This window comes from Streptomyces sp. NPDC058239 (assembly GCF_042882185.1).
Classification (GTDB): Bacteria; Actinomycetota; Actinomycetes; order Streptomycetales; family Streptomycetaceae; genus Streptomyces.
Genome location: NZ_JBHVWS010000027.1, coordinates 18,686 through 36,907 on the forward strand (window position 1 = coordinate 18,686; position 18,222 = coordinate 36,907).

Genomic DNA, 18,222 nt, shown 5'->3' on the forward strand with positions numbered 1-18,222 from the left:
GCGGGCCGGGGCCGCGTCGCCGGGGGGGGGGGCGGGGCCGGGGGGCGGTCTCGGGCCCCCCCCCCCCCCGTCGCCCCCCCCCCCCCCCGCCCGCCACCCCCTCCCTCCGCTGCTGCGGAATCACCTCGTCCGCCGTCACCACCACCGTCGCCGCCGACCACCCGTGCCGGTCCACCGCCCGCACCAGCGCCCGCACCATCTGCGGATCGAACTGCGTACCCGCACACCGCTTCAGCTCTTCCAGCGCCGCGGGCACCGGCCTCCCTGGCCGGTACGACCGGGTCGACGTCATCGCGTCGAAGGCGTCCGCCACCGCGACGACCCGCGCGAACTCGGGGATCTCCCGCCCGCTGAGCCCGTACGGGTAGCCGCTGCCGTCGAGCCGTTCGTGGTGGTGCAGGATCGCGGCCCGCGCCTCGCCGAGGAAGCCGATGCCGCGGACGATCTCGTGCCCGTACTCCGGATGCAGTTCGATCACCCGCCGCTCCTGAGGGGTGAGCGGTCCGTCCTTGCGGAGCACCCGGGTGGGGACGCCGAGCTTGCCCACGTCGTGCAGGATGCCGGCGAACCGGAGAACCTCCAGCCGGTCCTGGTCCATGCCCAGTTCGCGGGCGATGAGGACGGAGGCCTGCCCGACCCGTTCGCTGTGACCGCGGGTGTACGTGTCCTTGATGTCGACTGCCTGTACCAGTGCCCTGATGGTGGCGCGGTGGGCGGCGTGCTCGCGGTGGTACTGGGCGAAGACCCAGCAGGAGATGTACATCGGCAGCAGGACGATGAGCGCGGACAGCGGCCCGTACGGACCGCGCCACAGGACGGCCATCATCAGCCCGGCGAGGCCGTGCACCAGGTGCGGTCCCAGCGAGCGGGACAGCAGTCCGCTCCAGGCACGCCGCACGGGCAGCCGTTCGGCCGCGACCAGGATGGAGCCGTCCAGAGTGGTCAGGACGAGACTGAAGGCCAGGGCGGCGGCACAGGCGGGCAGCAGGGCGTACGGAAGGTCGGGGAGCCGGTCGGGGCCGGTACCGGTGCCGCCGAGCGTGGCGGCACCGCCGAGCAGACCGTGTACGGACGAGGCCGCCCAGACGGTGACGGCGAGCTGCGCGGTCCGCCAGACACGCCGTGCGGTGGCGGGCGGGGCCTCCACCCGGCCGACGAGTGATCCGGGGATCGCGACCAGGGCGGCCGCGGCGGGCGGCAGCAGAAAGGCGGCGGCGAGCAGCAGCGGAAAGAACGATCCGGCGCCGATCGGCACGGAGCTGCCGAAGAAGGGGCAGCGCCCGGGGAGTTCACGGACCAGATAGAGCCCGGTGAGCAGTCCGACGGTGGCCCACGGGGTCCCGGCGTCCGTTCCCAGCGCGGGGAGCACACATAACAGGGCGCCGACCGCGGCCGTCAGAATGTACGCGCGCGCCGCCCCGCGTGTGGCTCTCACCCGCCCCGCCCGCCCCCCAATATGGTCAATGAAGGCGCCAGGCTAGCGAGTTGTATGTCCCGTCGAGCGTCAATGAGCCCGATTAGCACATTCGGGTGATGTGCGCGGGACGCGGACGATACGGGGGGGCGCGGCTACGAGTGACAGCCGCCGGGCGTCACTCCTTGGCGACGGTCGGCTGACCGGTCTCCGACGCCGTCACGTCCTGCTCGGGCACCGCCTGCCCCGAGCGGATCAGGTCGATCCGGCCCATCACCTTGGAGCGCAGATCGGTCGGCACGTCGTCCTGGCCGCAGCAGCGCTTCACCAGCTTCTTCACGGCCTGTTCCAGGCCGTACTTCTCCAGGCACGGGGAGCACTCCTCGAAGTGCACCTCGAACTTGGAGCAGTCGCTGTCGGGCATCTCGTGGTCGAGAAACTCGTAGAGATGATCGAGGACCTCTGAGCAGTCCGTCTCATGCGGCTCTCCGCAGCTCATGAGCCCGAGCCTTTCCGATCGTCCGACTCTCCGGCACCGGCCGGGACGAGCCCGCGCTCACGGGCGTAGTCCTCCAGCATGCCGCGCAGTTGGCGGCGGCCCCGGTGCAGTCGGGACATCACCGTACCGATGGGAGTCCCCATGATGTCCGCGATCTCCTTGTAGGCAAAGCCCTCTACATCGGCGAGATACACGGCGATGCGGAACTCTTCGGGGATCGCCTGCAGAGCGGACTTCACATCCGAGTCGGGAAGGTGGTCGAGAGCCTGCGACTCCGCGGAGCGCAGGCCGGTCGACATGTGCGACTCGGCGCGCGCCAGCTGCCAGTCCTCGATCTCCTCGGCGGCGCTGCGCTGGGGTTCGCGCTGCTTCTTGCGGTACGAGTTGATGAAGGTATTGGTGAGGATGCGGTACATCCATGCCTTGAGGTTGGTGCCCTCACGGAACTGGTGGAAGGATCCGTACGCCTTGGCATACGTCTCCTGGACCAGGTCCTCGGCGTCCGCGGGGTTGCGCGTCATGCGCAGCGCGGCCGAGTACATCTGGTCGAGGAAACCGAGAGCGTCCCGCTCGAAACGCGCATTGCGCTCGGCAGTCGTCTCCTGTGCGCGGCCGTCGTCGGTCCCTGTGTCGGTCCCAGTGACCGGACCCACCTCCTCCAACGCTGTGGCGGAGCCGAAACCGGACCCGCTCGAATCGGAGAATAGTCGACCTTGCTTCGAGACGGGCTGTCGATCCGATCCGCTCAGTGCCCGCTCGGGAGTGGTCTTGGCCGCATGCAGGACCGTCCACTCCAGGTCAGCGGCGTTCGAGCGGCGCGGGCAGATGGTCGAACCCATGCGACGGACTCCCTCTCCACATACGACGTTGATGTACCGATGTCACCGACAACAGTGGCCCCTCGCTCAACATTCCCGGGGGTGTGCCCGGGCTGCCGCCGCGGGTGTGACCGGGCTCCACCCGCAGGAGGGCGTACATCAGACGAGGGTGGACAGCCACTCGATCACGGCGGCGGTGAGGATCTCCATCGCCTGATCCTCGGTCAGGCCGGACTTCTTCGGTACGGCGAACCCGTGGTCGCCGTGCGGCACCTCGGTGATCTCGTACTCCCCCGGAGGGAATTCGGCGGGCCGCCCGAACGGGTCATTGCCGCCCTGCACGACGAGCGTGGGTACTGCGCATCCGAGGAGCTCGTCCTTGCGGGACTTCTCCGGCTTCCCCGGCGGATGCAGCGGAAAGCTGAGCGCGAGGACGGCGTGGGCACCGAGCTCCGCCGCCGTACGGCAGGCCACCCTTGCCCCTGCGCTGCGCCCTCCCGCGACGACGGGCAGCCCCGCGGCGGTGAGCGCGGGCCACAGGCCCCGCCATCCGGTGTCCAGGGTCTTCGGGGCGGGCGCGAGTTTCCTACCGGCGACCCGCCACGGCTGCTCCACCAGGGCGACGGTCACCCCGTGGGCGGGCAGCGCGGCGGCCAGGGCGCGCAGGTCGCGGGTCTCGATGCCGCCACCCGCGCCATGGCTGACCGCGAGCACCAGGCGGGCGTTCTTCGCGTTCTCGGCGGGCAGCCAGGTGATCCTGGCCGGCCCGGCCTCCGTGTCGACCGTCTCGGTCCTGCGGCCTGTCTCTGCGGTACTCACGCACCCCATCCTGCCCGGTCGGAAGAGACTCAGAAGAGCGTGCTCACTTCCGGCGCGGCCAGCTCCTCCAGCAGCTCGGGACCGTTGTTGCGGACGTTGCTGACGGCCGTGGCCACCGGATAGGCCCGCATCAGCCCGCCCGGCGGCGGGGTGAGCAGCCCCTTCAGCTCCTCGATGTCGGTGCGCGACGGGTCGAGCCAGGCGTCCCACCGGTCCGGGGTCAGCATCAGCGGCATCCGGGGGTGGATGTCGGCAAGTGCGGCCGGGCCCTCGGCGGGGGCGACGGCGAGCGGGGTGGTCTCCGCCTCGGTCGTGATCACCGAGCAGGTCACCCACCAGGCCATCGGATGATCGTCCGGCAGGGTCCGGTCGCGCCAGAACTCGTACAGTCCGGCCATCGCGAAGACCGATCCGTCGGCGGGTGTCACGAAGTAGGGCTGCTTGCGGGGCCGCTTCTTCCTGCCCTTCTCCTCCAGCTGCCGCTCATCCGCACCGGTGACCCACTCGTAGTAGCCGTCGGCGGGCAGGATGCAGCGCCGGGAGACGAAGGGGCGGCGGAAGGACGGCTTCTCGTGGACGGTCTCCGCACGGGCGTTGATCAGGCGTGCGGCCCCCTCGGGGGACTTCGCCCAGGACGGTACGAGCCCCCATTTCAGGGCGCGCAGCTGGCGAACCGGACGCTGATCATCTGCGTCTTTCACAGGACGTTCCAGTACGGCGTAGACCTCCTTGGTCGGCGCCACGTTCCAATCGGGCGCCAAGGTCTCCGCCGGTTCCCACTTCTCTACCTGGAAGAGTCCGGTCAGATCCTCGGGCCGCCGACTCGCTGCATACCGTCCGCACATAAGTGCCAGACTGCCACGACTGTCACGACGACAGGACGCCGATACCGCAAGGAGCCGCCCACGCCATGGACAGCACCGATCTGGGCAATCTGTGGGACCGCGTCTTCGGCACCCAGCCCGCGCCCGAGCAGTGGCTGGTGGTGGTGACCGGAACGCTCGCACTGATCGCCGTCGTACCGAATCCGATATGGCGGCTGAGCCGCAACGCGATCACCATCGCGCACGAGGGCGGGCACGGGCTGATCGCACTGCTCACCGGACGACAGCTGTCCGGCATCCGGCTGCACTCGGACACCAGCGGGCTGACGGTCAGCCGCGGCAAGCCGACCGGAATCGGGATGATCCTGACCGCGGCTGCGGGCTACACCGCCCCGCCGCTGCTGGGCCTGGGCGGGGCGTGGCTGCTGGTCAACGGCAGGATCACACTGCTGCTGTGGGTGGCCACCGCACTGCTCGCGGTGATGCTGGTGATGATCCGCAATGTGTACGGGGCACTGACGGTGATCCTCACCGGGTCGGCCTTCCTGCTGGTGTCCTGGCTCGCCTCGCCCGCCGTGCAGTCACTCTTCGCCTACACCGCGGTCTGGTTCCTGCTGCTCGGCGGCGTACGCCCGGCCTTCGAGCTCCAGTCGAAGCGGCGGCACGGCGGTGCGCCCGACTCGGACGCGGACCAGTTGTCGCGGCTGACGGATGTGCCGGCCGCGCTGTGGCTGTTCCTCTTCCACGCGGTGTCGCTCTGCTCACTGATCGGCGGCGGGCGCTGGCTGCTCGGCATGTGAGGGCCGGCGCCGACCGGCGACACCTACCACGCTTTCGTTACGTACCGGTTTCGTCTTATTTGATCGAGATTCGGGTTTGCCATGAGCCACTAAAGTGAGGTCCATGACCGAAAGTGCCGTGCACCCCGCCCTCTGGCCCGCCCCCCGAGCGAGCGGCGCCGTCGACGCGACCGTCACCGTGCCCGGATCGAAATCGGTCACCAATCGCGCCCTCGTCCTCGCCGCTCTCGCCGCCGAGCCCGGCTGGCTGCGCCGCCCGCTGCGCTCCCGCGACACCCTGCTGATGGCCGAGGCGCTGCGCGCGATGGGCGCCGGCATCGAGGAAGGCGTCGGCCCGGACGGCTCCGGCGAGGCCTGGCGGGTCATCCCCGCCGGGCTGCACGGCCCCACCACGATCGATGTCGGCAATGCCGGGACGGTCATGCGCTTCCTGCCGCCGGTCGCGGCCCTCGCCGACGGCCCGATCCGCTTCGACGGCGACCCCCGTTCGTACGAACGCCCGCTCAACGGCGTGATCGACGCGCTGCGGGTACTGGGCGCCCGGATCGACGACGACGGGCGCGGCTCACTGCCGATGACCGTGCACGGCGGCGGTGCGCTGGACGGCGGACCGGTGTCGATCGACGCCTCCTCGTCCTCCCAGTTCGTCTCGGCGCTGCTGCTGTCGGCGCCGCGCTACAACCAGGGAGTGGAGGTGCGCCACACCGGCGCGAGACTCCCCTCCATGCCGCACATCCGGATGACCGTCGACATGCTGCGGGCCGTCGGCGCCCAGGTGGACGAGCCGGAGACGGGCGGCGAGCCGAACGCCTGGCGGGTCTCCCCCTCCGCCCTGCTCGGCCGCGATCTGACCGTCGAGCCCGACCTCTCCAACGCCCAGCCGTTCCTCGCCGCCGCACTGGTCACCGGCGGCCGGGTCACCATCCCCGACTGGCCCGAGCACACCACCCAGCCCGGTGACGCCCTGCGGGAGATCTTCACCGCGATGGGCGGCAGCTGCGAGCTGACCGAGCGCGGCCTCACCTTCACCGGTTCGGGCCGTATCCACGGCATCGACGTCGACCTCGGCGAGGTTGGCGAGCTGACCCCGGGCATCGCGGCGGTCGCGGCCCTCGCCGACGGCCCGTCCACCCTGAGCGGTGTCGCTCATCTGCGGCTGCACGAGACGGACCGGCTGGCCGCGCTCACCAAGGAGATCAACGGACTCGGGGGCGACGTCACCGAGACCGCCGACGGGCTCCACATCCGGCCCCGGCCGCTGCACGGCGGTACCTTCCATACGTACGACGACCACCGGATGGCAACTGCGGGGTCGATCATCGGCCTTGCCGTCCCCGGAGTGGAGATCGAGAACGTGGCGACAACCGCCAAGACCCTGCCGGACTTCCCGCAGATGTGGACCGGAATGCTCGGGGCCTGAGACATGCGCCGCTACGGCAAGAACCCCGACGAGGACGACATCCGGTTCCGCCCCAACCCGAAGGGCAACCGGCCTCGCACTCATACCCGCCCGAAGCACGAGGACGCCGAGGAGGGCATGGTCCTCACCGTCGACCGCGGCCGCCTCACCTGTCTCGTCGACGGCCGTACGGTCATGGCGATGAAGGCCCGTGAGCTGGGACGGAAGGCCGCCGTGGTGGGTGACACCGTCTCCATCGTCGGCGATCTGTCCGGCGACAAGGACACCCTCGCCCGCATCGTCCGTATCGGTGAGCGCCGCTCGGTGCTGCGCCGGACCGCGGACGACGACGATCCGTACGAGCGGGTGGTCGTCGCCAACGCCGACCAGCTGGCGATCGTCACCGCGCTGGCCGATCCGGAACCCCGCCCGCGGATGATCGACCGCTGTCTGGTCGCCGCGTACGACGGCGGGCTCTCCCCGCTCCTGGTGCTGACCAAGTCCGATCTGGCCTCCCCGGACAAGCTGCTGGAGGCGTACACCCCGCTGGGCGTCCCGTTCATCGTCACCAGCCGCGAGGAACTGGAGAACGGCGACGCCGCGGAGCGGGTCCGCGAGCAGCTGCACGACCGGGTCACCGCATTCGTCGGGCACTCCGGTGTCGGGAAGACGACCCTGGTCAACGCACTCGTGCCGAAGGACCGGCGGCGTACCACCGGGGTCGTCAACGCGGTCACCGGCCGTGGCCGGCACACCACCACATCGGCGCTGGCGCTCCCCCTGCCCGACTACCGCGGCTGGGTGATCGACACCCCCGGTGTGCGCTCCTTCGGGCTCAACCACATCGACCCGTCCCGGGTGATCCACGCGTTCCCCGACCTGGAGCCCGGCACCGAGGACTGCCCGCGCGGCTGCACCCACGACAGCAATCAACCGGAATGCGCCCTTGATGCCTGGGTGGCGGACGGACACGCAGATCCGGCGCGGCTGGAATCGCTGCGGCGCCTGATGTCCACCCGGGAGCGGCGCGAAGGCGACTGACCCCGGCACGTTTGCGATCTGCTGACGCAGGTAAGTGCATAATCACGCCCAGCGAGGCAAGGCGGTCACCGACGTGGGAGGGCACTGACGATGGCGTGGCTGCTGGTCGTGGTCGCAGGACTTCTGGAGACCGGCTTCGCCGTCTGTCTGAAGCTCTCGCACGGCTTCACCCGGCTCTGGCCGACCATCGCGTTCTGCATCTTCGCCCTCGGCAGCTTCGGTCTGCTGACACTGTCGCTGAAGAAACTCGACGTGGGGCCCGCCTACGCCGTATGGACGGGCATCGGCGCGGCGGGCACCGCGATCTACGGCATGGTCTTCCTCGACGACGTGGTCTCCACCCTCAAGCTGGTCTCGATCTCGCTGGTGATCGTCGGAGTGATCGGACTGCAGCTCTCGGGCTCGTCCAACTGACCGCGCGTCACGCTCACCCCACGGCAACCGTCAGCGGGAAGTGGCACGCGGAGGTGCGACCGGCGCCCGCGCCGACCGGCACCTCGCTCTCGCACCGGCCACGCGCTCCACGCCCAGTAGGACGTCGCTGCTCATCGTCCCGTCCCCTCTGCCTCTTGCTGGACTGTGGCGGTGCGGCCGTGTCCGCTCGTCGGGCAGAGGGCGTCGCGCAGACCGTCGCCGACCGGATTCACCGCCGGTACGAAGACGATGAGCAGCGCGGCGGGGAAGAAGAACATCCACGGGTAGGTCACCGCGGCGCCGGTCGTCGACGCGATGAGCGTGCCGAGCGAGACATCGGGGGCCCGGACCTGGCCGGCACGGACTACGCGAAGGTCGGCCGGCTCAAGCAGGGCCCGGCGGCTCCCGGTCCGCCGGTGCTGCTCCGTCTCGCGCACCGAGCGTTCGCCCGGCCGGCCGCCACTCCGCCACCTCGCGCACCAGCGGTGCCGCCTCCCCCTCCGTCCCCGGAGGAGCCGGCACCAGCGCGTAACTCAGTGCGAGCCTCAGTGCGATCTCGCAGGTGGCGGCCAGTACCTCCGGGTCGTGCGGTGGCCGTCCCTCGTCGAGGGCGGCCACCGCTCGCGCTCTGACCTGGCCGAGCAGCTCGGCGGGCGTCGGTGTCCCGGCATCGGCGCGCCGCTGGGCGGGCACGAGCGATGCAGTCGGCGCCGCGGGGTGTGCGGGACGGGGTAATCGCTCCCCCCAGCAGCCCGTGAGCAACCCCCTGACCAGGGCATCCGCCCGAACGGCGCGGATGGTCCAGGCAGCGGTGGCCGCCAGCCTGTCCCCCGTACCGCCTGCTGATCCCAGTGCCCGTTCGACACCGGCCAGATAGCCGTCGGCGGCGCTCCGGACCAGGGCGCGGGCCAGGCCGTCCTTGCTGCCGAACTCGTTGTAGAGGGTCTGCCGGGAGACTCCGGCGGCGGACGCGACATCGACCATGCGGACCGCCGACCAGGGCAGGCCTGCCAGCGCCGAGAGGGCGGCGTCCAGCAATGCATCTCGCGCTGTGGGCATCATCGCCTCCCGCGCCAAGGGCTCTGCGTCCCAGAGTTGACTCGCTTGCGAGGACTGTCAATGGTCCGAGCGGCCGCGGGGTCCTGTAGCTCTGTTCACCTGCGGTCGATACTGTGACGACATGCCCGATTACCACGATGATCTGCGCCTCGCCCATGTGCTGGCGGACGCCGCCGACGCGGCGACGATGGACCGGTTCAAGGCCCTGGATCTCAAGGTCGAGACCAAGCCGGACATGACGCCGGTGAGCGAGGCCGACAAGGCCGCCGAGGAACTGATCCGCGGCCACCTCCATCGGGCGCGCCCGCGCGATGCGATTCTGGGCGAGGAGTACGGAATCGAGGGCACCGGCCCGCGGCGCTGGGTCATCGACCCGATCGACGGCACCAAGAACTATGTACGCGGTGTGCCGGTCTGGGCGACGCTGATCTCCCTGATGGAGGCCGGCGAGGACGGGTTCCAGCCGGTGGTCGGCGTGGTATCGGCCCCCGCACTGAACCGGCGCTGGTGGGCGGCGAAGGGTGCGGGGGCGTTCTCCGGCCGCAGTCTGACGTCCGCGACCCGGCTGCATGTGTCGAAGGTGGAGCGGATCACGGACGCCTCGTTCGCGTACGCATCGCTGAGCGGCTGGGAGGAGCAGGGCCGGCTCGACGGGTTCATGGATCTGACCAGGGCCTGCTGGCGCACTCGCGGGTACGGGGATTTCTGGCCGTACATGATGGTCGCCGAGGGATCGGTCGACATCTGCGCGGAACCGGAGCTCTCGCTCTGGGACATGGCCGCCAACGCGATCATCGTCCAGGAGGCGGGCGGGAAGTTCACCAGCCTGGACGGAGTGTCCGGCCCCGGCGGCGGCAACGCCGCGGCCTCGAACGGACTGCTCCACCACGAACTCCTGGGCTATCTGAACCAGCGCTACTGATCCGGATCACGCCCCCGAGGGGCGTCGCGCACCACCGCACGCCCCTCGGATGATCTCGTCCCCCCTTGTTCCGGTCACGTATCGGTGCAACTCTGAGAGTCCCCCCGCTTGTGAACTTGTGAACCGGCTCACGCAGTCGCTTCACGAAGGAGGTGGCTCTCTTCATGCTCGTCCGTGACGCCATGAGCACGCTGGTCCTCACCATCGGACCGACCCATACGCTCCGCCAGGCCGCCCGGCTGATGTCGGTCCGCCGCATCGGAGCCGCAGTCGTCCTCGACCAGGACACCAGCGGGCTCGGCATTCTCACCGAGCGCGACATCCTCAACGCGGTCGGCTCCGGCCAGAACCCCGACGTCGAGACCGCCGCCACCCACACCACCACCGATGTGGTCTTCGCCGCGCCCACCTGGACCCTGGAAGAGGCCGCGGAGGCCATGACGCACGGCGGTTTCCGCCATCTGATCGTGCTGGACGACCACGGGCCCGTCGGCATCGTCTCGGTCCGCGACATCCTGCGCTGCTGGGCGCCCACCAGGCGCCGCCACCACGCGGATCTCGTCGGCTGAGCCCCCATGAACGACCGGTGGGCCGGCCCCTCCGAAGAGGGAGCCGGCCCACCGTCGACGACAGGCGTCCTCATCAGCCGCGCAGGGCCTGGACCGCGGCCTCCAGACGCTTGCCGAAGTCGCCGTCCGCCTGGCGGAAATTGTTGATCGCGCGCTCGGCGATGTCATCGCGCGACACCTTGGCGATGAACCCGGCGAGGTTGTCGATCAGCCGGGCCTTCTCGTCCTCGGAGAAGAGCCGGTAGAGGTTTCCGGCCTGCACGAAGTCGTTGTCCTCGGCGTGGCTCGGGGCCTCGTGCGTGCCGATCTCACCCGTGACCGAGGTGGGCCCCCACAGGGGCCGGTCCGTCTGGACGGGACCACCGAAGCTGTTCGGCTCGTAGTTCTTCGCACCCTTGTGGCGGCCGTCGTACAGGTAGCCGTCACGGCTGTTGGTGCGCGCCTCGGTGGCGTGCGGGCGGTTCACCGGCAGGTGGTCGGCGTTGATGCCGACGCGGTAGCGGTGGGCGTCGCCGTACGCGAAGAGACGGCCCTGGAGCATCTTGTCGGGGGACGGACCGATGCCCGGCACGAAGTGCGCGGGGCTGAAGATCGACTGCTCGGTCTCCGCGAAGATGTTCTCCGGGTTGCGGTTGAGCTCCAGCTTCCCGATCTCGATCGGCGGGTAGTCCGCGTGCGGCCACACCTTGGTGAGGTCGAACGGGTTGAAGCGGTACGTGGCCGCCTCGGCCGCCGGCATGATCTGGACCTGCACCGTCCAGGACGGGAAGTCGCCGCGCTCGATCGCCTCGCGCAGATCGCGCTGGTGACTGTCCGGGTCCTCACCGGCGAGCTTGTTGGCCTCGGCCTGGGTGAGGTTCTTGATGCCCTGGTCGGTCTTGAAGTGGTACTTGACCCAGAAGACCTCACCGGCCTCGTTGCTCCACTGGTACGTGTGCGAGCCGTACCCGTTCATGTGACGCAGCGTGGCCGGGATGCCGCGGTCGCCGAACAGCCAGGTCACCTGGTGGGTGGACTCGGGCGACAGGCCCCAGAAGTCCCAGACGTTGTCCGCCTCCTGCGAGCCGGTGTACGGGTCGCGCTTCTGGGTGTGGATGAAGTCCGGGAACTTGATGGCGTCCTTGATGAAGAACACCGGGGTGTTGTTGCCGACGAGGTCGTAGTTGCCCTCTTCGGTGTAGAACTTCAGCGCGAAGCCGCGGGGGTCGCGCACCGCGTCGGCGGAGCCGAGGTTGCCCGCGACGGTCGAGAAGCGGAGGAACGTCTCGGTCTGCTTGCCGACATCGGAGAGGAACTTCGCCCGCGTCCACTGCGAGACGTCGCGGGTCAGCGTGAACGTGCCGTAAGCACCGGCGCCGCGGGCGTGCACGATGCGCTCCGGAATGCGCTCGCGGTTGAAGTGCGCGAGCTTCTCCAGCAGCGACTGGTCCTGCACCAGGACCGGACCGCCGACGCCCGCGGTCTGACTGTTCTGGTTGTCGGCGACCGGCGCGCCGGCCTCCGTGGTGAGCGGTCCCTGCGTCACGTGCGCCTCCTGCGTCGTTCCTGCACATTCGTCATGTCCTGCACAGCCTGTCCCTTGGCGTATGCCGGTCCCGATCCTACAATGGACATAGTCCAAGTCAAGTGAACATCCAAAGTCACACCCGTTCGGGACCTGGTCCCCCCACTGTTAGGCTTGTTCCCATGAGTGACCTGTTGGAACGACTTCGCGGACGCGGCTGGCGCATGACTGCGCAGCGGCGTGTCGTGGCCGAGGTCCTCGACGGGGACCATGTGCATCTGACGGCTGACGAGGTCCACGCCCGGGCCGTCGCCAAGCTGCCCGAGATCTCCCGCGCCACCGTCTACAACACCCTGGGCGAGATGGTGACGCTCGGCGAGGTCATCGAGGTCTCCACGGATCGCCGGGCCAAGCGGTACGACCCGAACGCACACCGCCCCCACCACCACCTCGTCTGCGCGAGTTGCGGCGCCATCCGCGATGTGCACCCGGCGGGCGACCCGCTGGCGGATCTGCCGAGCGACGAGCGGTTCGGTTTCACGGTCTCCAATGTCGAGGTGACCTACCGCGGCATCTGCCCGAACTGCGCCGCGACGACCTGAGTCCTGCCACGGAAGGCCCCGGTGCGAGCATCACGCGCACCGGGGCCTTCCGCATGAACACTCGCAGGGGATGACACGCATCCCCACCCCCACCACGCGCGCACCCCCTTCCCGAATCTGACGGGTAGTCATATCGTCGGCGGCGATCACGTCCGCCCCGCGGCGGATCCGCACCTCGATACGCGCGAGGAGAGACCCGTGGGAGATCCGCACCCGACCCCACCCACAACCGCAGCCACCAGCCCCAAACTCCGCGCCGACGCGCTCACCCGCTCGTTCGGGCGCGGCGCCAAGGCCCTGTCCGCCCTCGGCCCGCTCGATCTCTCCATCGCACCGGGCGAGTTCACCTGCATCGTCGGCCCGTCCGGCTGCGGCAAGTCCACGCTGCTCAGGATCGCCGCCGGACTGCTCCGCCCCAGCTCCGGCGAGCTGTCCATCCGTACGACCTCACCCCGTCCGGCGGCGATGATCTTCCAGGACTACGGGATCTACGACTGGAAGACCGTGCTCGCCAATGTCCGGTTCGGTCTCGACATCCAGCGCGTACCGCGCAAGGAGGCCGATGCCAGGGCGCGCGACTGGCTGGCCCGGATGGGGCTCTCCGACTTCGCTGGGGCATATCCGGCCGCCCTCTCCGGCGGGATGCGGCAACGGGTCGCGATCGCCCGTGCCCTCGCCGTCGAACCCGGGATGCTGCTGATGGACGAGCCGTTCGCGGCGCTCGACGCCCAGCTGCGCACGATCCTCCAGGACGAGCTGCTCGACCTCACCCAGACCACCCGTACCACCACCCTCTTCATCACCCACAGCCTCGAAGAGGCGATCGTGCTCGGGGACAGGGTGCTGGTGATGTCCGCCAGACCGGGGCGGATCATCGCCGAGCGCCGCCCGCCGTTCGGCCGACCGCGCACCGGCGGGGTCCGGTCGGCACCCGAATTCACCGCGCTGAAGAGCGAGTTGTGGGAACTTCTGCGCGGCGAGGTACGCAGGGAGGCGGTCCCGGCATGACCACCACCGTGAACGCCACGAAGCCCGACGACGGCGTCCTGATCCGCAGACCGGGCCCGCAGGAGCTGCATCCGGTACGCACCCACCGCAGGCGCCGCGCCCTGGAACTCACGCTCGCCGTCGCCGTACCGCTGCTCCTCGTGCTGCTCTGGCAACTGGCCGCGGCACAGTCCTGGATCGACGACCGGGTCTACCCCGCCCCCTCCACCATCCTGGCGGACGGCTGGGACCGGGCGGCCGCCGGTGAACTGTGGCCGGATGTGTGGGCCACGCTCAAGCGGGTCCTGGGCGGCTATGCGATCGGCACCGTCGCGGGATACGCGCTCGGCCTGCTGATGGGCTCGCTCTCACTCGTACGGGCGGCGCTGGAACCGTTGCTCGATGCGCTGTACGTCGTGCCGAAGCTGGCCCTGCTGCCGGTCTTCCTCAATATGTTCGGCCTCGGTGAAGGACCGCAGATCGCTCTGGTCGCCGCGACCGTCTTCTTCTTCGTCTGGATCTCCACCATGGCGGCCGTGCTCGCCGTCCCGGTCGGCCACCGTGATGCCGGTCAGGTCTTCGGCGCCTCGCCCTGGCAGATGTTCCGCCATGTGCTGCTGCCCGCGTCGCTGCCCGCGGTCCTGGTCGGGGCACGGATCGCGGCGGGGGTGGCCGTGCTCGTCATTGTCGCCTCCGAACAGATCGCCGCGGCCGACGGTCTCGGCCATCTGATCTTCGACTCCCGGGCGCTGTTCCAGAACGACGTGATGTTCGTCGGCATCGTGTGTGTGGCGGTCCTCGGTGTCGTCTTCTCCGAAGTGGTGCGGATCGCCGGGCGACTGCTCACACCGTGGGCCCCGCGCGACCGCGGCCGCAGCCAGTCCTGAACGGCTCCCCATGTTCTTCGTACGGAGGCACTGTGCGTACACATACCCCCTTCACCTGCACCGTCGTGCTCGTCACGGCATCCCTGCTCGGCGCGGCAGGCTGCGCCGGGAACGACTCCGCCGAGGACAGCGCCGCCGCGCCGCGCACCGTCAAGCCCGTCGTGGGCTGTGGCGCCGGCAGTTGGACCGACCCTGCCGACCTCGCCCCCGACCGGAAACCGGCCCGCTGCGACAAGGGCACCCCGGCGGCCCAGCCCCTGGCGAAGAAGCGGAAGATCACCGTTGCCACCGGCACCCTGAGCGCGGAGTACGTAGCTCCGCTCCAGGTCGCGGTGGCGAAGGGCGAGTTCGCAAAAGAGGGGCTGGATGTCGAACTGAAGGTACTGCCCACCCCGGACGCCCTGCCGCTGCTCGCCAAGGGCGATGTGGACGCCCAGTGGGCGGCTCCCGAGGCAGCCGTGATGAACGGCATCAACGGCGGCTTCGACATCAAGTGGGTGGCAGGGAACTTCTCCCCCGACCCCACCTCCAAGAGCGGCCTGTGGGTGCGTCTCAAGGACGGCGAGAGCGCCGATCACGTCGAGATGGCGGGCCGGAAGATGGGCACGATGATCGGCAAGGGCTCGGTCATCGCGTACCCGATGGACACCTCCCTGAAGAAGCACGGCGGCGGCCTCGACAAGATCAGCTTCCAGCAGCTCGGTTCCGCAGACGTGCTGACCGCGCTGCAGAACGGCGGCGTGGACTCGGCCTGGCTGCTCGACCCGATCTGGCGCAAGGTGGACGGCGACAAGAAGTACGCGTTCCTGGGCGGCCAGCCCGTCGGTGAACCGCTCGGCGGCCTGCTCTTCGGCCCGACGCTGCTGGACGAGGACCCAGACGCGGGCGTCGCCTTTCTCCGCGCCTACATACGAACGGTGAACACCTATTTCGCCGGTGACTACAAGTCCGATCCCGCCTTCGTAGCCGAGCTGGCGAAGCTGATGAAGACCGACGAGGCCACGCTGCGGTCGACCCCGTCGATGCGCATGGACTGGGAGATACGGAAGGGCACGACGGACCGGCTGCAGAAGGCGTACGCCGATTCGGGCGTCTCGAAGGGCACTCCGGTGCCGGAGACAAAGGCCGTCGACCGGGCGATGTACTCGGAGGCGGTGGGCCACAAGCTCTGACTCGCGCGCATGCGTATGCGCAGAAGGCCGGATCCCCTAAAGGATCCGGCCTTCTGCGTTCAGTAGCGGGGACAGGATTTGAACCTGCGACCTCTGGGTTATGAGCCCAGCGAGCTACCGAGCTGCTCCACCCCGCGTCGTTGAACCCAACAGTACGTCACGCCCTGGACCAGCGCAAATCCGTTTCTGCGGGCCGTGCGGGGCCGCCGCGCACGGCTACGCGGTCAGCTCCTGATGCAGCGCCTCGCGCAGCCGGGCAGCCCGCTCGGAGACCTCCGCCGGGCCCAGTTCGACTGCCCGTGCGCACCAGCGCTGCCCCTCGGCGAGCTCCCCGCGGCGGGCGGCCAGCAGGGCGAGGCGCAGGGCCGCCCGACCGTGCCCGTCGTTCGCGGCACGGCTCCACCACAGCGCGGCCTCGCGCTCGCTGCCCTCGCGGGCCAGCAGCAGCCCGAGGTTGAAGGCGCCGTTGCGGCTGCCCGACTCGGCGGCCTCGCGGTACCAGCGGGCCGCGCTGTCCACGTCACCACGGGCCGCGGCGAGCATCCCGACACGCACCTGGGCGCGGCGGTGCCCCTGCTCGGCGGCCCGCTCGTACCACTCCTCGCACTCGGTCTTCTCCGGCATCGGCTCGCCGAGCGCGGGAGGTCCGGGCGGCGGCTGCCGCGAGTCCAGCACCCCGGCCAGCCGGAAGGCGGCCTCGGCGCTGCCGCCGCCCGCAGCGCAGCGCAGATGGCGCTCGGCCGCCTGCTCCTCGCCGTGGTGCAGCAGGGCCATGCCGACCTGGAGCGCTGCCTCGGTATGGCCTGCCGCAGCGGCCCGCTCGTACCAGACCAGTGCCGTACGGTCCTCGTCGCGTCCGGCGTACAGGATGCCGAGATTGAAGGCCGCGTCGACGCTGCCCGCCTCGGCCGCCTTGGAGAACCAGGGCTCGGCGCCGGTCGCGTCGCCCGCCTGGAGCAGGAGTACGGCCAGCGCATTGGCGGCCTCGCGGTGGCCCGCGTACGCGGCGCGGCGGTACCACTGCTCGGCCTGCGGCGTACGGTCCTGGGCCGCGCAGAGCAGCCCCAGGTTGTAGGCCCCGTTGACGTCGCCCGCATCCATGGCAGCGCGGTACCAGCGCTCGGCGGTCTGCTGCTCGCCACGGGCGGCGTGCAGGGCGCCCAGGGCGTTGGCGGCGTTCCCGTCGCCGTCCTGGGCGGCGCGCAGCCACCACACGGCGGCGCTCTCCTCGTCGCCCGCGTCACGCAGCAGGAATCCGAGCGCGCAGGCGGCCCGCGCCTCGCCGGCCTTCGCGGAGATGAGGTACCAGCGGCCGGCCTCCTTGGGCTCGCCGCGCTGTTCGAGGATGGCGCCGAGGTGCAGGGCGGCACGCCGGTGGCCACGCGCGGCGGCCTGCCGGTACCACTGCTCGGCCTCGCCCACGCGCCCGGTCGCCGGACCGGCCACGGGGCCGTCGTCCGAGCGCACCGCGGACCGGGCGGCGGCATCCGGACGACCGGCTGCGCCCGCGCCGGGTCCGGGACCAGGTGCGGGACCCAGGCCCGGGCGGCCGAAGGCGTCGTGCGGGTCGTCGGCGGTGTTGCGGTCCAGCATGCGCGCGAGGCGGTACGCGGCCTCCCGGTGCCCCTGCTCGGCGGCGGCGCGCAGCCAGCGCTCGGCACCGACGTCGCTGCGGTGTTCCAGCAGGTCGGCGAGGGCGTATGCGCCCAGGGCATGGCCCTGCTCGGCGGACTGCCGCAGCCAGTACTCGGCGCCGGGCTCATCGCCCCGCTCGCGGTAGTGGCGACCGAGGGCGTGCGCGGCTGCGGCGGAACCCGCGACGGCTGCGATACGCCACCAGCCGGCCGCGTCGTCGGTGTATCCGCGCTGGTGGAGGAGGACGCCCAGGTTGTTGGCCGCGGCCCGGTCGCCGTCGGCGGTGGCCGCTCGCAGGTAGGGCTCGGCACCGTCCAGATCGCCGCGGCGCAGCAGCAGGGCACCGAGGACGCTCATCGACGTGGTGTCGCCGGCGTCGGCGGCGCGACGGTGGCGCGCCTCACTCTCGGCGCTCTCCGGGCTCTCCGAGGTCTCGTGACTCTCTGCAGCCTCAATGGCCCCGGAGCTCCCGGCGACCCCGGTACTCCCCGTGCTCTCTGCACTCTCCGTGCTCTCGACGGTCGCGGCACACCCCACAGTCTCGGCGGTCTCGGTCGTCCCGATGATGTCGGTGGTTTCAGTGGTCTCGCTGTTCTCCGCGGCGGCAACACCAAAAGCCGCATTCATCACGCTATCCGGCCGATGGACGCGACGCCGCACAAACCGCCCTGTCTCCAACAGAGTTGCCCTGTCCCCCATAAATACCATCGTCGCACCACCTACAACCCGCGTACACCTGGTATATCGCGGCCAGTGAGGTCACTTCAGCGTTTTGTCGACATGCCCACAGAGAGATAAGTCAAACACGTCCGGGCTCAACTCGTGCCCCGCGAACCGCACTTCACACCCACCACACA

Annotated in this window: 18 protein-coding genes, 1 tRNA gene and 1 pseudogene; 10 read left to right on the plus strand and 10 right to left on the minus strand. The window is 70.2% G+C overall.

Annotated elements, in window-relative coordinates:
* The 5 genes from ACFVYE_RS26205 to ACFVYE_RS26225 form a co-directional block, all read right to left on the minus strand.
* On the minus strand, positions 1-1,435 hold a 1,435-nt coding region (locus tag ACFVYE_RS26205), incomplete at its 3' end, for an HD-GYP domain-containing protein (RefSeq protein ID WP_389607486.1).
* A 157-nt stretch (positions 1,436-1,592) separates the two neighbouring features.
* Positions 1,593-1,913: a mycothiol system anti-sigma-R factor gene (rsrA, locus tag ACFVYE_RS26210; protein ID WP_114246548.1), complete on the minus strand. Its 321-nt coding sequence runs from the start codon at positions 1,911-1,913 to the stop codon at positions 1,593-1,595.
* Positions 1,910-2,566 (minus strand): sigma-70 family RNA polymerase sigma factor, encoded by a 657-nt coding sequence (locus ACFVYE_RS26215; protein ID WP_189273941.1) that lies wholly within the window; start codon positions 2,564-2,566, stop codon positions 1,910-1,912. Before ACFVYE_RS26215 ends, rsrA begins: the two co-directional genes overlap by 4 nt.
* 324 nt (positions 2,567-2,890) lie before the next feature.
* On the minus strand, positions 2,891-3,550 hold the full coding sequence (locus ACFVYE_RS26220; protein WP_389607487.1) for an alpha/beta family hydrolase: 660 nt from the start codon (positions 3,548-3,550) through the stop codon (positions 2,891-2,893).
* Between the two features lie 29 nt (positions 3,551-3,579).
* Positions 3,580-4,395, minus strand: a complete 816-nt coding sequence (locus ACFVYE_RS26225) for an SOS response-associated peptidase (protein ID WP_383976700.1) — start codon at positions 4,393-4,395, stop codon at positions 3,580-3,582.
* 65 nt (positions 4,396-4,460) lie between these two features.
* On the opposite strand from ACFVYE_RS26225, the gene ACFVYE_RS26230 reads away from it, so the two are divergent.
* From ACFVYE_RS26230 to ACFVYE_RS26245, 4 genes are all read left to right on the plus strand, one after another.
* On the plus strand, positions 4,461-5,174 hold the full coding sequence (locus ACFVYE_RS26230) for a M50 family metallopeptidase (RefSeq protein WP_389607488.1): 714 nt from the start codon (positions 4,461-4,463) through the stop codon (positions 5,172-5,174).
* Positions 5,175-5,277: 103 nt separating this feature from the next.
* Entirely contained in the window at positions 5,278-6,594 is a 1,317-nt protein-coding gene (gene aroA / locus ACFVYE_RS26235) for a 3-phosphoshikimate 1-carboxyvinyltransferase (RefSeq protein ID WP_389607489.1), read from the plus strand.
* Positions 6,595-6,597: 3 nt separating this feature from the next.
* Complete coding sequence (gene rsgA / locus ACFVYE_RS26240) at positions 6,598-7,614, plus strand: ribosome small subunit-dependent GTPase A (RefSeq protein WP_266358104.1); 1,017 nt, start codon at positions 6,598-6,600, stop codon at positions 7,612-7,614.
* Positions 7,615-7,704: 90 nt separating this feature from the next.
* On the plus strand, positions 7,705-8,028 hold the full coding sequence (locus ACFVYE_RS26245) for a DMT family transporter (protein WP_383976694.1): 324 nt from the start codon (positions 7,705-7,707) through the stop codon (positions 8,026-8,028).
* 131 nt (positions 8,029-8,159) lie between these two features.
* On the opposite strand, the pseudogene ACFVYE_RS26250 reads toward ACFVYE_RS26245, so the two are convergent.
* Together ACFVYE_RS26250 and ACFVYE_RS26255 are read right to left on the minus strand one after the other, a co-directional pair.
* Positions 8,160-8,378, minus strand: a pseudogene (locus ACFVYE_RS26250) (peptide ABC transporter permease); the annotation flags it as partial.
* Positions 8,379-8,412: 34 nt separating this feature from the next.
* Positions 8,413-9,087, minus strand: coding sequence for a TetR/AcrR family transcriptional regulator (locus ACFVYE_RS26255; protein WP_383976692.1), 675 nt, complete (start codon positions 9,085-9,087; stop codon positions 8,413-8,415).
* A 121-nt stretch (positions 9,088-9,208) separates the two neighbouring features.
* Here ACFVYE_RS26255 and hisN point away from each other — a divergent pair, with 121 nt between their 5' ends.
* Positions 9,209-10,009 (plus strand): histidinol-phosphatase, encoded by an 801-nt coding sequence (gene hisN / locus ACFVYE_RS26260; RefSeq protein ID WP_383976690.1) that lies wholly within the window; start codon positions 9,209-9,211, stop codon positions 10,007-10,009.
* Between the two features lie 164 nt (positions 10,010-10,173).
* The gene (locus tag ACFVYE_RS26265; protein WP_383976688.1) at positions 10,174-10,578 is read left to right on the plus strand and encodes a cyclic nucleotide-binding/CBS domain-containing protein; all 405 of its coding nucleotides are present in this window, start codon (positions 10,174-10,176) and stop codon (positions 10,576-10,578) included.
* A gap of 73 nt (positions 10,579-10,651) precedes the next feature.
* Here the strand turns inward: ACFVYE_RS26265 and ACFVYE_RS26270 are convergent, their stop codons facing one another.
* On the minus strand, positions 10,652-12,103 hold the full coding sequence (locus tag ACFVYE_RS26270) for a catalase (protein ID WP_389607490.1): 1,452 nt from the start codon (positions 12,101-12,103) through the stop codon (positions 10,652-10,654).
* A 161-nt stretch (positions 12,104-12,264) separates the two neighbouring features.
* Here ACFVYE_RS26270 and ACFVYE_RS26275 point away from each other — a divergent pair, with 161 nt between their 5' ends.
* The 4 genes from ACFVYE_RS26275 to ACFVYE_RS26290 all read left to right on the plus strand — a co-directional run bounded on the left by ACFVYE_RS26275 (position 12,265) and on the right by ACFVYE_RS26290 (position 15,730).
* Positions 12,265-12,684 carry a Fur family transcriptional regulator gene (locus tag ACFVYE_RS26275; RefSeq protein WP_266358109.1) on the plus strand — a complete coding sequence of 140 codons (420 nt, stop codon included), beginning with the start codon at positions 12,265-12,267 and terminating at the stop codon, positions 12,682-12,684.
* Positions 12,685-12,882: 198 nt separating this feature from the next.
* Positions 12,883-13,692: an ABC transporter ATP-binding protein gene (locus ACFVYE_RS26280; protein ID WP_389607491.1), complete on the plus strand. Its 810-nt coding sequence runs from the start codon at positions 12,883-12,885 to the stop codon at positions 13,690-13,692.
* Positions 13,689-14,558 carry an ABC transporter permease gene (locus ACFVYE_RS26285; protein ID WP_383974937.1) on the plus strand — a complete coding sequence of 290 codons (870 nt, stop codon included), beginning with the start codon at positions 13,689-13,691 and terminating at the stop codon, positions 14,556-14,558. The genes ACFVYE_RS26280 and ACFVYE_RS26285 overlap by 4 nt, the downstream gene beginning before the upstream one ends.
* Positions 14,559-14,590: 32 nt before the next feature.
* Positions 14,591-15,730, plus strand: a complete 1,140-nt coding sequence (locus ACFVYE_RS26290) for an ABC transporter substrate-binding protein (protein WP_383974934.1) — start codon at positions 14,591-14,593, stop codon at positions 15,728-15,730.
* Between the two features lie 63 nt (positions 15,731-15,793).
* Here ACFVYE_RS26290 and ACFVYE_RS26295 read toward each other — a convergent pair.
* Positions 15,794-15,867: transfer RNA gene (locus ACFVYE_RS26295), tRNA-Met, on the minus strand.
* Positions 15,868-15,946: 79 nt separating this feature from the next.
* Positions 15,947-18,073 (minus strand): tetratricopeptide repeat protein, encoded by a 2,127-nt coding sequence (locus ACFVYE_RS26300; RefSeq protein ID WP_383974931.1) that lies wholly within the window; start codon positions 18,071-18,073, stop codon positions 15,947-15,949.
* Positions 18,074-18,222: the final 149 nt, after the last annotated feature.

Bases quoted from the DNA above. Each gene is read 5' to 3' on its own strand.
- rsrA (WP_114246548.1), bottom strand. From the start codon at position 1,913: ATGAGCTGCGGAGAGCCGCATGAGACGGACTGCTCAGAGGTCCTCGAT.
- ACFVYE_RS26225 (WP_383976700.1), bottom strand. From the start codon at position 4,395: ATGTGCGGACGGTATGCAGCGAGTCGGCGGCCCGAGGATCTGACCGGA.
- ACFVYE_RS26230 (WP_389607488.1), top strand. From the start codon at position 4,461: ATGGACAGCACCGATCTGGGCAATCTGTGGGACCGCGTCTTCGGCACC.
- aroA (WP_389607489.1), top strand. From the start codon at position 5,278: ATGACCGAAAGTGCCGTGCACCCCGCCCTCTGGCCCGCCCCCCGAGCG.
- rsgA (WP_266358104.1), top strand. From the start codon at position 6,598: ATGCGCCGCTACGGCAAGAACCCCGACGAGGACGACATCCGGTTCCGC.
- ACFVYE_RS26245 (WP_383976694.1), top strand. From the start codon at position 7,705: ATGGCGTGGCTGCTGGTCGTGGTCGCAGGACTTCTGGAGACCGGCTTC.
- ACFVYE_RS26255 (WP_383976692.1), bottom strand. From the start codon at position 9,087: ATGCCCACAGCGCGAGATGCATTGCTGGACGCCGCCCTCTCGGCGCTG.
- hisN (WP_383976690.1), top strand. From the start codon at position 9,209: ATGCCCGATTACCACGATGATCTGCGCCTCGCCCATGTGCTGGCGGAC.
- ACFVYE_RS26265 (WP_383976688.1), top strand. From the start codon at position 10,174: ATGCTCGTCCGTGACGCCATGAGCACGCTGGTCCTCACCATCGGACCG.
- ACFVYE_RS26275 (WP_266358109.1), top strand. From the start codon at position 12,265: ATGAGTGACCTGTTGGAACGACTTCGCGGACGCGGCTGGCGCATGACT.
- ACFVYE_RS26285 (WP_383974937.1), top strand. From the start codon at position 13,689: ATGACCACCACCGTGAACGCCACGAAGCCCGACGACGGCGTCCTGATC.
- ACFVYE_RS26300 (WP_383974931.1), bottom strand. From the start codon at position 18,073: ATGGTATTTATGGGGGACAGGGCAACTCTGTTGGAGACAGGGCGGTTT.